Here is an 11,144-nt window from a genome sequence, read left to right on the forward strand (position 1 = left end):
TCAGCTCGGATGGTGAAACCCTCGCCACCGGCGGCAACGACGGCATGGTGCGGTTGTGGGATGTGGCCGGTCGCAAAACCGTCGCCACCCTCACCGGCCACACCAGCATTGTCAACTCAGTGGTCTTCAGCTCGGATGGTGAAACCCTCGCCACCGGCGGCAACGACGGCATGGTGCGGTTGTGGGATGTGGCCGGTCGCAAAACCGTCGCCACCCTCACCGACCACAACGCCGCTATCCACTCGGTGGCCTTCAGCTCGGACGGCAAAACCCTCGCCACCGGCGGCAGCGACTACACGGTGCGGTTGTGGGATGTGGCCGGTCGCAAAACCGTCGCCACCCTCACCGACCACACCAGCGATGTCAACTCGGTGGCCTTCAGCCCGGACGGCAAAACCCTCGCCACCGGCAGCAGCGACAACAGGGTGCGGTTGTGGGATGTGGCCGGTCGCAACATCGTTGCCACCCTCACCGGCCACACCGGCTGGGTCTTCTCGGTGGCCTTCAGCCCGGACGGCAAAACCCTCGCCACCGGCAGCAGCGACAACAGGGTGCGGTTGTGGGATGTGGCCGGTCGCAACACCGTCGCCACCCTCACCGGCCACACCGGCTGGGTCTCCTCGGTGGCCTTCAGCCCGGACGGCGAAACCCTCGCCACCGGCAGCAGCAACAACAGCGTGAAGTTGTGGCCGACCCGCTGACCCAGTAGATCATCACCGCTTCAGCCCTACCACCAAAATCCGGTCACCGGAACGGGGACGTGGCGCGGCCACGAGGGCATGGAACGGTTTCTGGCCGCCTTCAGCGAGGTCCGGGAGTCGATGGAGTTCCTGGAGCAGGAACACTGGGGCGACGGCGACACCGTCGCGGTGCGCAACCGGGTGCGTTTCCGCGCCCGCGCCACCGGCCGGGAGGTCGACACCCTGATCATGCAGCTGATCACCGTCAGGAACGGGCGCATGCTCGAATGACGCCCGTTCTACTGGGACCTCGCAGCCGTCGCCGACGTCTGCGCCTACCGGCCGGCCGGTCACGGCGCTGTTTGAGCCGGGACCGGGCCGGAGTTCCCGGCGGATGACAAGGCGGCGTACGACCGGTGCGCGGGGACGCCGTCACGCTCGCGACCTTGATCACATGGCTCCGCGGCTCCCGATCCGGGAAACGGTTCTCAGAGGGCGAGGTCCTCGCCCTGCTTGAGGGCGGCGACCGCATAGGTCTCGGCCGAGGTCGCGTCCAGGAATCGGGAAAGCTCATCGGGTCGCGTGTCGTAGAAGCCGTCGATGTGGAATCCGTCGTAGTGGATCGGCACCGCGACCCTCGCTCCCAGCAGGCGCGCGGCCACGGCCGCCTGGCCGGCGTCGAGCGAGGCCGGATAGGGGCTCGGGGGCTGACAGTGCGGGAAGCACACGGTCGGCCCGTTGATGGGAGTGAGCACCGCGTCGAACGGCCCGAACCGGTGGGCGGCGCGCCACCAGTAGCCGTGGAACATGCTGTCGCCCAGGTGCAGCACGCGCTTTCCGCCCGCTTCGACGGCCCAGGACACCTGCGGATCACCCAGGGTGTCGACGGCTGGAACGGCCGCGATCGTGAAGGGGCCGATCGTGACGGTCTCCCACAGGCCCATCGGGCGCCGGGACAGGTTCCGTTCGTCGAGCTCGCGGTCGGCCTTGAGCGTCCACAGGTTCTCGTGGTCGTCGCCGCCGAAGGAGACGGGATGCAACACCCGGCCACCGGGGCGGAGCGCCTCGGCCAGTGCCGCGGCATCGGTGTGGTCTCGGTGCAGGTGCGTGCACAGCCCGGCGATCACGTCCCCCTCGGTGCGCGGCCGGACGACCTTCGGCATGGGCGCCGACAACGGAGTGTCCTCCAGCACCCCCTCCGGGCGGCCGAGCAGGTCGATCACCACGCTGTGACCCCGCGCCTCCAGTTCCACCCCGGCCCAGCCCAGCCATCGAACACGCATCTTCCGGACCCCTTTAGCGTACGATCGTTCGTTGACTGGATAGCGTACGATCGTTTGCTAAACTGGTCAACCATGAGAAGATCCGCCGAGGCGGCCCAGCTGACCCGCGACCGAATCGTCGCCACCGGCGTGACGAAGGCCTCCAGCGACGGCCTCCACGCGCTGACCATCGGCTCCCTGGCCGAAGCCCTCGGCATGAGCAAGGCGGGCGTCGTCGGCCCCTTCGGCTCCCGCGCCGGACTGCAGTCCGCCGTGCTGGCCAAGGCGGCCGACATGTTCGTCGCCGCCGTCGTCACGCCGAGCATGAAGGCGGAGCCGGGTCTGCCGCGCCTGCGCGTGCTGATCGATCTGTGGTGCGGCTACCTGGACGGCAGCCCGTTTCCCAACGGGTGCTTCATCACCGCCGCGTCCTGCGAGCTGGACGGCCGACCGGGCGAGTTGCGGAGCCTCCTCCTCACCACCGTGACCCGATGGCGGGCCTTCCTGCACGAGCAGATCGTGATCGCGCGGACCGCGGGCGACATCACCGCGACGCTGGACGCGGACGACCTCGTGACGACCCTGACCGGGATCGCGATGTCGGCCGACCAGGAGATTCAGCTACTCGCCGACGCCACTGCAGCGGCGCGCGCACGGCGTCTCATGCTGGCCGCCATCACCCGGTGAACGCGTTGACTCACGGAGACGGCATCGGCGGTTTTCCCGGAGCGCCCGGAAGGGTTGTGCCCGACGTCGGTCAGCAGGTGCGGCGGTAGGGAATCTCCGGAATGTGGGTCCTCCAGTCCGCCTCGGAGAGCGGGCCGAAGAGGGCGCAGAGGGCGCTCTTGACCTTGTCGGGGGCGATGAGGTGGGTGCGGAGGCGGCCGGCGTCGTCAACGGCCGCCAGAACCGCGCCGTCGGCCGAGAAGGCCATGGTGGTGATCTTGTCCGGGCCGACCTTGTCCTTCGGTGTCAGGAAACCGGCGAGCGGAAGGCCCAGGGCGCGTCTGTTCGGAACATCCCACAGGCGGATCCGGCCCGTGGTGTCGGCCAGCGCGAGCACTTTCCCGTCGGGAGCGAAGGCGACGGCGTTGCCCGGCTCCGCGCCGGGGAGCACGTCGTACCTGTGCCGGAGGGTCCGCGCGTCCCAGAACCCGATCTTGTCCTTGTCGACCACGACGACGAGCCCGTCCCGGCTGCGGGCCTTGGCGGGGCTCATTTCGAGGTTGGGGGCGAGGACTCGCCTGCCGGTGGCGACGTCGAGGACACCCTGGTCCGGTCCGGAGAGCACGGTCCGCCCGTCGGGACTGAAGAGGACACGCAGTTCGCTGTCGATGCCCTGGCCGAACTCCAGCGGGATTCCGGCGGACTTGACCCGGAGGGCTCCCGAGGCCACGTCCCACAGTTCGAACAAGGTCGAGCTGATGGTGGGGCTGGTGAGCACCGCGAGCGTCCTGCCGTCAGGCGAGAACCTGAGGGGCACCCGGTCGCTGATCGCGTGCCCGGTCTGCAGGGTGATCCTCCTGGTCGCCGAGGCGACGTCCCAGATCTCGACCTTCCCGCTGCTGCGGAAGCTGCTCGCCAGGAGCTTTCCGTCGCTCGACAACGTGAACAGCGATTCGCTGGTGCCCGCGACACCGTTGAGCGGCAGCGCTCCCCGTCTGACCCGCCTGACCGGATCCCAGATCTCCAGGTCGCGGCGGGACTCGACGGCGAGAGTCGAGCCGTCCTCACTGAGGACCGCGGTGGAGCCGACGAAGGCGTCGGTGAGCTTGACCGAGTCCGTGACGGGGCTGAGAGACAGGACGGTGACGGTCCCCGTGCCGTGATCCGCGCAGCGCAGGGTGCGGTCTCCCGGGCCGAATTCCGGGTTGGCGCAGCCGCCGGTGTACCTGAAGACGGGCTCGTCGCGTTCGCCCACGATCTCCCATGACTGGTCGTGGACACCCTCGGTGCCCCAGACGGTGCCGCCGACCGCGACGAACCTGCCGTCGGCGCTGAAGGCGATCCCGATGTTGTCGTCGTTCTTCGGAAGCCGCCGCCGGCTCACGTCCTCCTTGTCCAGGCGGATGATCCACACCCGGTCGCCCTTGATCACGCCGAGGCGGCTGCCGTCCGGGCTGACCTCCAGGTCGCTGATTCTCTCGGAGTCCTCGCCGAACCGGGGCAGGGGCGTCTTCGTGCCCTTGCCGATGTCCCAGTACTCGAACTCTCCTTCCCGGAGGGCGACCAGAGAGCGCCCGTCCGGCGTGAAGGTCGCGCCCAGGAGCTGGTACGGGATGTCGAGAACGGGCTTTCCCGATTCGACGTCCCAGAGGACCGCCCGCGTCGCCGCCAAGCTCAGCAGGCGGGTGCCCGTGGGATCGAGCGCCGCGTACGGCTCGGGAATGCGGATCGTCACCGGCCGCGGCCGGCCGGTCGCCGTGTCCCAGACGCCGACGGTGCCGTCCTTCCTGACCAGCGACATGGTCCTGCCGTCCGCGGTGAGGGACAGGACGTGACCGAGAGCGCCGTCGTCGACCGGTTCTCCGGTCAGAGTGATCGTCCGTACCACCCGGCGCGAGTCGACATCGGCGAGCTTCACCTCGTGGCCGTGCGCGTACGCCATCAGACGGCGGGTGCCGTCTCCGTTCATCCGCCAGTGGCCGTCGACGCCGGGCGGCCGGTAGGTGTACTGCTCCGGCTGGCTGTAGAGCGTGGCCAGCGCGTTCCGGGCCGCCTGACCGCCGGGCGCCAAGGTCGCGGCGACGACGGCGAGCTGCTTGGCGACGGCGGGATCGACGCGCCGCATCGTGGTGGCGAGGCCGGCGACCCGGTCGCCGATGGCCGTGTCCCGCTGCCCGGAGATGATCTCGTTCGTGGCCGCCAGCTCGATGCCCTGGACGATCGCGGTGGCCGCCGTCGCGGTGGACACGACGAGCAGGGCCGCGAGGGCGGCGCTCAGCAGCGTACGGTAGCGCCGCCTGTGCTGGGCGGCGCGCACCGAGTGGTCGAGGAACGAGCGTTCGGCCAGGTTGAGGGTGAGGTGCCGGCGACCGGCCACGACAAGACTGAGTGCCTCGTCGAGCGAGCCGCCCCACAGCAGGTCACCGCTTTTGTGGCCACGGCTCTGCCAGCGCCGCGCGGCGTCGGTGAGCTCGTGGTGGGCGTCGAGGACCTCGTGTTCGTCGGCGATCCAGTCGCGCAGCCGAGGCCAGGCCCGCACCAGCGCCGGGGTGGCGAGCGTGAGGAAGGCGCCGTCGCGGACCACCAGCCCCGCCTCGCCCAGCCGGTCGAGGGTGTGCCAGACGGACTGCTTGGCCGTCTCGGTGTCCAGGCACTCGGTGGCGGCGACCTTGCGCAGCGTGTGCCGGGCATCCGGCTTCACGGCGATCATCCGCAGCAGGACGCGCGGTACGACGGCCTGCTCGTGCGGTGCGAGCCCGGCGTAGGCCTGCTCGGCCACCTGCGCCAGCGACGGGGGGAGCGCCGTGCCGGCAAGAGCCCCGGCGACCGCGGTGCCCTCCTCCGGCGCACCCTGGCCGCCGATCAGGCCTTCCAGCAGTTCCCGGGGTACGGGGCGCCGGGCCGGGTCGTGCGACAGTGCCCGCGCCACCAGGGACCGCAGCGGCTCCTGCAGCACATCGAGCTCGGGCCGGTGATGAAGGACCCGGTGGATCAGCGCGGGCATGCTGTCACCGTCGAAGGGCGGCGTGCCCGTGGCGGCGAACAGGACGACGGCACCCCACGCCCAGACGTCGACGGCCGGTGAGGCACGGTAGCCACGGAACAGCTCGGGAGCCATCCAGCGCGGGGTGCCTTTCAGCTGCCCGGTCGCGCTCTGGGACATCTCCTCGGTACGCGCGATGCCGAAGTCGATGACCCGGGGACCGTCCGGGCCGATCAGGACGTTCGCCGGTTTCAGATCCCGGTGCGTCACGCCGGCCTGGTGGATGGACGACAGCGCGGTGGCGATGCCGACCGCGAGCCGGTGCAGGTCGTCCGGGCGGTAGGGCCCGTCCTTGTCCACCCGGTTCTGCAGATCGGGCCCGGGGACGTACTCGCTGACCAGGTACGGGGGAACGTGGTCGAGGTCGGCCTCGATGATCCGCGCGGTGCAGAAGGGGGCCACCCGGCTGAGCGCCGCGACCTCCTTGCGCAGCTGGTCGCGGTAGGCGTCGGTGATGAAGTCCTCGCGCAGTGCCTTGACCGCCACCCGGTCGCCCAGGCTGTCGTAGGCCTCGTAGACCACGCCCTGGCCGCCCGCGCCGAGCCGTCGGGCCAGCCAGTAGGAACCGAGTTGCCGGGGATCACTGGGTAACAGCGGCGCCACCATGGACATCAGATATACAAGATTGTTTGTTCGTGACGCCATATCCAGTTCGCGCCGTCATGGAGGCGCGGCATTGTCAGGAAATCATCCGCATTCCTTGGTGATCGCCTGATGCCGGTCATTGTTCGTGGCAGCCCGGCACTATGAGGGGTCCCGGTAGCAATGCAGAAATTTTCCACGAAGTAGCGTCTGACCTGCGATAACGGATGGGGTGACCACCCGTGGTGGGCTGATGATCACTGCCGCTGCGTTCGTTCCGGTTTTGTCCGGTACGGCAGGTGGAGTGGTGCGTTGTCAGACCATGCTTCACGGGGCGGGTGGGGCCAGAGGTCGCGGACACTTGTCGATTGACAATGCCCGGCAGTTGTCTGCGATGGCTCGTCACGGAGCGTACAAGCGCACGATCCGGTTCCGATGTTCCGCACACCCCGGTAATGCCGGGCCCGCCAGGCGCGGCCGCACCCCGGAGCCGTTCGCCGCCGGCGAGTTGCTCGGTCCAGGCGGGCAGCAGGTGATGCAGACGCCTTCAAGTCAATCTCAAGCGTGATCTTCTACACCTACAGGTGTGAACACGACTCCTCCGCAGCAGCGCCGATCACCGAGCGCCACCCTCACCGGCCACATCGACCCGGTCTACTCGGTGGCGTTCAGCCCGGACGGCACAACCCTCGCCACCAGCAGCCACGACGGCACGGTGCGGTTGTGGGACGTGGCGTGCCGCCAGAGCGTTGCCATCCTCACCGGCCACATCGACTGTGTCTTCTCGGTGGCCTTCAGCCCGGATGGCACAACCCTCGCCACCGGCAGCCGCGACGACGCGGTGCGGTTGTGGGACGTGGCGGGCCGCCAGAGCGTTGCCACCCTCATCGGCCACACCAGCGCTGTCACCTCGGTGGCCTTCAGCCCGGACGGCACGACCCTGGCCACCGGCAGCCGCGACAAGAGCGTGAAGTTGTGGGATGTGGCCGGCCGCGAAATCATCGCCACCCTCACCGATCACACCGGCGTCATCGAGTCGGTGGCCTTCAGCCCGGACGGCGAAACCCTGGCCACCGGCAGCGCCGACAAGAGCGTGAAGTTGTGGGATGTGGCCGGCCGCGAAATCATCGCCACCCTCACCGGCCACACCGGCGATGTCTGGTCGGTGGCCTTCAGCCCGGATGGCGAAACCCTCGCCACCAGCAGCAGCGACGGCACGGTGCGGTTGTGGGACGTGGCCGGCCGCCACGCCGTCGCCCCCCTTACCGGCTACACCGCCGGGCTCTTCTCGGTGGCGTTCAGCCCGGACGGCACAACCCTCGCCAACGGCAGTTTCAACGGCACGGTGCAGTTGTGGGACGTGGCCGGCCGCGAAACCATTGCCACCCTTATCGACCACACAGACTGGGTCACCTCGGTGGCCTTCAGCCCGGACGGCACAACCCTCGCCACCAGCAGCAGCGACGACAGCGTGAAGTTGTGGCCGACCCGCTGACCCGGTAGATCGTCACCGCTGCAGCCCTACCGCCGAAATCCGGCCCGATCCTTCCCGGAGGCCGATCGGGGAGCTCGCGCGCCCGCGCGTAGGGGGGGCCGGAAAGTCGAGAAACCGGGCCGGCACCGGGATCTCACCGGCGACCGTCGCCGACTCGGCGCAGCGCCCCGGAGGGAACGGATCGCGATCAGGTGCCCTGATCACCTATCTGCTACCGGGCCGCAGGTCAGCGGCCCGGCCTCCGCGACCGGTGCGGGGGATCTGTGCGGAGCCGGGTGAGGGATCCCCGCTGGAAGTCCGCGTCCTTGGCCGCATCGTTCGCCGGGTGGGTGGTCAGCCGAGCCAGTGGCCGTCGCGCATGAGGTCGCGTCCGCGCAGTTCGTTCGCCTCGCGCCAGGCCTGGACGCGCCGCGGCCGGATCAGGAAGTACTGGTAGGGCTCGTCGAGTTCGCGCGGGTCGAAACCGGTCCTGGTCGCGAACGCGTCGCCCGTCTCCGGGGCGAGGTCGGTGATGTCCACCGGCTCGGCGGTGCCGTCGACGAGCACGACGTCGCGGGTCGGCCCGAGGCTGAGTCGTACCCGGTCGTCCGCCAGCAGGTTGCGGCCGGTGACCGAGGCGCGCGGCGTCGAGATGAGGAACGCGGTCCCGTCCCAGAGGTACGAGAGCGGGATGAGGTGGGCGCCGCCCGGGGAGCCCGACGTCGCGACCCAGAGATCGACGTCGCTCTCCAGTCTCGTGCGAGTGTCCCGCAGCCTCTCCTTGAGTCCACGCGGCGGCGCGCCTGTCATGTTTCCTCCGGTCACTTCGTGGGGGCTCGCTCCGTCGGTCGTCGATCGGTTCACCGGGGGCGCGGCCACCATCCCGAGCCCGGCGGCGGTGGCACATCAGGGTGTGAGTGCCGGCGAGGTGGTCTCCCAGGCGAACCCGTCCGGGTCGGTGAAGGATCCGGCGTCGCCGCCGATCATGAGCCGGTGTGATCCGGTGCCATCGGGGGCGACGCCGACGTCCTTGGCGAGGGCGCGGCGCCGGTACAGCGCCAGCTTGACGGGACTCGATCCGGTGGCGAACTCGACGTACATGCGGCCGAAGCTCTTCGCGACGGTAAGGCCCTGGTCGAGGTAGAACCTCTTGCTCGCGGCCACGTCCGTGACTCCCAGCAGGAGCACGATCTCGTCGATCTGCCGGGTGGCGGGGCCGGTGTCCTTCTTGGCCGAGGTGGCGATCTTCCAGATCGTCCCGTCCGGGGCCTGTACGACGCCGCCGTAGCCCCAGAGCGACTTGGTGGCGGGCTTCAGTGTCGTGGCGCCGGCGTCGAGGGCGGTGGCGATGAGGCTGTCGACGGTGGACGGCTGGGACACGGTGAGTGCCAGTGTGAACCCGCGGAAGCCGGTCGTGGGCGCCTTCGAGGCGCGCAGGCGTATCTGCGTGTCCAGGCCGAAGGCGACGGTGTAGAAGTGGCCGGCGGCTGCGGGGTCGGCCACGTCGAGGGTGACGGATTCGATGGATGTCATGGCCATGACGCTAGTCGCGGCTCGGTGACCAGCGCTTCTTGATTCCTGACCGGTCCTGTCACCTGTTCGCGTCCCCGACGGCGCGCACACCGCCTGGCGCAACGAGGGCCGCTCCCGCATCCACGACCGGTTCCAGCGGGCCGTCGGCGAGGGTGACCTGCCCCCGGGCAGCGACCCGGGACTGCTCGCCCGGTACGTCATGACCGTGGCGAACGGCATCGCCGTCCAGGCCGCCGGCGGTACCGGCCGCGACGAACTCCAGAAGGTCGCCGACACGGCCCTGCGAAACTGGCCACCCGCCTGACGACCACCTCTTCAGAGAAAACTGTCGGTCCTCGTGGTCATCATCGGCGGAAACTCCCCAACCTCACCCCCGGAGGCCGCCGATGGCACGACGAAGATCACGCCGTGGTCAGGGCAACGTGGACTGGTTGCTCTGGCCGGTGGCCATCGCAGTCTTCCTGGTGGTCGCCAGGTGGCTCATCGACGTGGTCGTCGCCAACTGGCCACTGGTCATCGGTCTCACGGTCCTGCTGGTGGCGGGGCTGATCGGCCTGCTCGTGCTCCGGCGTCGAACGATCGACGCCCGGCAGCGGGAGTGGCTGAGAGACAACGCCCGCCTCGAACGCGTCGACCAGATGACCGGCGTCGAGTTCGAGTCACTGGTCGAGGCACTGCTAAGGCGGGACGGGTTTCACCAGGTCCGCAGGATCGGTGGCAGTGGTGACGGTGGTGTCGACGTCATCGGAACCGCTCCCAGCGGAGATCTGTTCGTCATCCAGTGCAAGCGCTGGGCCAAATCCGTCGGCTCGCCCGAGGTGCGAAACCTCCTCGGTGCCCTCCACGCCTATCCCGGGCACCGAGGTGTTCTCGTCACCACGACCCGCTTCACCGCGCCGGCCGAACAGTGCGCGGCGGGAACGAACCTGCTTCTGATCGACCGCGAGCAACTCGCCGCCTGGCTGAACGGAGCCTCCACCCTCGCTCCAACGACGCGCGCAACCGGCGGCTTATGGCCTCCTCGACACCAAGGCTGATCATGCATCTTCCCTTGGGGCTGTGCGGCAAGCCGTGTGGTGGCTTGCATCGGGGGGCGCGGCCTCCTTGCCGCGCGCTCCATAGGCACGTGCCCCGAACTCGGCTCCGGCACCCTCCAGGGCCGGGCGTATCACCAGGTAGGCGAACGAGTCACCCCGTACGACACCAGCGGCCGGCGCGGTGGCTCCATGAACTCGGCATCACCGACCGACTGACCGAACTTCGCTGGCGAACGTGGGTGTCCCCCTAACGTGGGTGTCCCCCTGAGGGTTGACCTTGACCTTAGGTCAGGGCGCACGCTGAACGGGTGACCAACGTGAACTCCACCTGGACCGGCATGGTGCCGGTCGACGACACCGCGCTGGCCGTGACCGACACCGGCGGGCCCGGTCGTCCCGTGGTCTACCTCAATGGCCAGTTCGCCACTCAGTCGTACTGGCGGCGCGTCATCGCCGAACTCGGCAGCGGCTACCGGCACATCACCTACGACATGCGGGCCCGCGGTCGATCGAGGCGTTCGGCCACGGCCGCTTCGTTCGAGACGCACGTCCGTGACGTCGACACCGTCCTTGCGGCGAGAGGCGTGGACCGGCCGCTTCTGGTCGGCTGGTCCTACGGCGCGCCGGTCGCGCTGCACTGGGCCGGCCGGAATCCGGGCCGCGTCCTGGGAGTGGTGTCCGTGGACGGCTCGTACCCGCACGGCTGGACCGAATCGTGAAGGGGAGTCAGCCATTGGCCCGCGCCGCCGCCCAGGCCCTGCTCAATCGTGTACGGCATCACCAGCCTGCCCGCTGACCTGGCCGGCCCCGCCCACCTCAACCATTACGAACGTGCGCACTGGGGCGTGGAAAACCGTCTCCACTGGG

The 11,144-nt window shown here is 69.4% G+C and carries 9 protein-coding genes and 1 pseudogene; 6 read left to right on the forward strand and 4 right to left on the reverse strand.

All coding sequences use genetic code 11. The features are described from left to right. The coding region (locus AB0J58_RS42275) for a WD40 repeat domain-containing protein (RefSeq protein ID WP_364226936.1) at positions 1 to 701 on the forward strand (701 nt) is incomplete at its 5' end. 48 nt (positions 702 to 749) lie between these two features. Further along, positions 750 to 971: pseudogene (locus AB0J58_RS42280) on the forward strand (nuclear transport factor 2 family protein); the annotation flags it as partial. 197 nt (positions 972 to 1,168) lie between these two features. Here the strand turns inward: AB0J58_RS42280 and AB0J58_RS42285 are convergent. Further along, complete coding sequence (locus tag AB0J58_RS42285) at positions 1,169 to 1,963, reverse strand: MBL fold metallo-hydrolase (protein WP_364226938.1); 795 nt, start codon at positions 1,961 to 1,963, stop codon at positions 1,169 to 1,171. A gap of 72 nt (positions 1,964 to 2,035) precedes the next feature. Here AB0J58_RS42285 and AB0J58_RS42290 point away from each other — a divergent pair, with 72 nt between their 5' ends. Further along, on the forward strand, positions 2,036 to 2,629 hold the full coding sequence (locus tag AB0J58_RS42290; RefSeq protein ID WP_364226941.1) for a TetR/AcrR family transcriptional regulator: 594 nt from the start codon (positions 2,036 to 2,038) through the stop codon (positions 2,627 to 2,629). Between the two features lie 70 nt (positions 2,630 to 2,699). Here the strand turns inward: AB0J58_RS42290 and AB0J58_RS42295 are convergent, their stop codons facing one another. Further along, a complete protein-coding gene (locus AB0J58_RS42295) occupies positions 2,700 to 6,263 on the reverse strand; it encodes a WD40 repeat domain-containing serine/threonine protein kinase (RefSeq protein WP_364226943.1) in 3,564 nt (1,187 codons plus the stop codon). A gap of 556 nt (positions 6,264 to 6,819) precedes the next feature. Here AB0J58_RS42295 and AB0J58_RS42300 point away from each other — a divergent pair. After that, complete coding sequence (locus AB0J58_RS42300) at positions 6,820 to 7,728, forward strand: WD40 repeat domain-containing protein (protein WP_364226945.1); 909 nt, start codon at positions 6,820 to 6,822, stop codon at positions 7,726 to 7,728. A 333-nt stretch (positions 7,729 to 8,061) separates the two neighbouring features. Here the strand turns inward: AB0J58_RS42300 and AB0J58_RS42305 are convergent, their stop codons facing one another. Both AB0J58_RS42305 and AB0J58_RS42310 read right to left on the reverse strand, forming a co-directional pair. Beyond that, positions 8,062 to 8,517, reverse strand: a complete 456-nt coding sequence (locus AB0J58_RS42305) for a pyridoxamine 5'-phosphate oxidase family protein (protein WP_364226948.1) — start codon at positions 8,515 to 8,517, stop codon at positions 8,062 to 8,064. 96 nt (positions 8,518 to 8,613) lie between these two features. Further along, on the reverse strand, positions 8,614 to 9,240 hold the full coding sequence (locus AB0J58_RS42310; RefSeq protein WP_364226950.1) for a glyoxalase: 627 nt from the start codon (positions 9,238 to 9,240) through the stop codon (positions 8,614 to 8,616). 386 nt (positions 9,241 to 9,626) lie between these two features. Here AB0J58_RS42310 and AB0J58_RS42315 point away from each other — a divergent pair, with 386 nt between their 5' ends. After that, positions 9,627 to 10,277: a restriction endonuclease gene (locus AB0J58_RS42315; protein WP_364226952.1), complete on the forward strand. Its 651-nt coding sequence runs from the start codon at positions 9,627 to 9,629 to the stop codon at positions 10,275 to 10,277. A gap of 308 nt (positions 10,278 to 10,585) precedes the next feature. Beyond that, a complete protein-coding gene (locus tag AB0J58_RS42320; protein ID WP_364226955.1) occupies positions 10,586 to 10,996 on the forward strand; it encodes an alpha/beta fold hydrolase in 411 nt (136 codons plus the stop codon). Positions 10,997 to 11,144 lie beyond the last annotated feature (148 nt).

The sequence above is a fragment of the Streptosporangium sp. NPDC049644 genome, assembly GCF_040675205.1.
In the GTDB taxonomy this organism is placed as follows: domain Bacteria; phylum Actinomycetota; class Actinomycetes; order Streptosporangiales; family Streptosporangiaceae; genus Streptosporangium; species Streptosporangium fukuiense.

Coding starts and splice junctions, on each gene's coding strand:
- AB0J58_RS42305 (WP_364226948.1), bottom strand. CDS start 8,517: ATGACAGGCGCGCCGCCGCGTGGACTCAAGGAGAGGCTGCGGGACACT.
- AB0J58_RS42295 (WP_364226943.1), bottom strand. CDS start 6,263: ATGTCCATGGTGGCGCCGCTGTTACCCAGTGATCCCCGGCAACTCGGT.
- AB0J58_RS42315 (WP_364226952.1), top strand. CDS start 9,627: ATGGCACGACGAAGATCACGCCGTGGTCAGGGCAACGTGGACTGGTTG.
- AB0J58_RS42290 (WP_364226941.1), top strand. CDS start 2,036: ATGAGAAGATCCGCCGAGGCGGCCCAGCTGACCCGCGACCGAATCGTC.
- AB0J58_RS42310 (WP_364226950.1), bottom strand. CDS start 9,240: ATGACATCCATCGAATCCGTCACCCTCGACGTGGCCGACCCCGCAGCC.
- AB0J58_RS42285 (WP_364226938.1), bottom strand. CDS start 1,963: ATGCGTGTTCGATGGCTGGGCTGGGCCGGGGTGGAACTGGAGGCGCGG.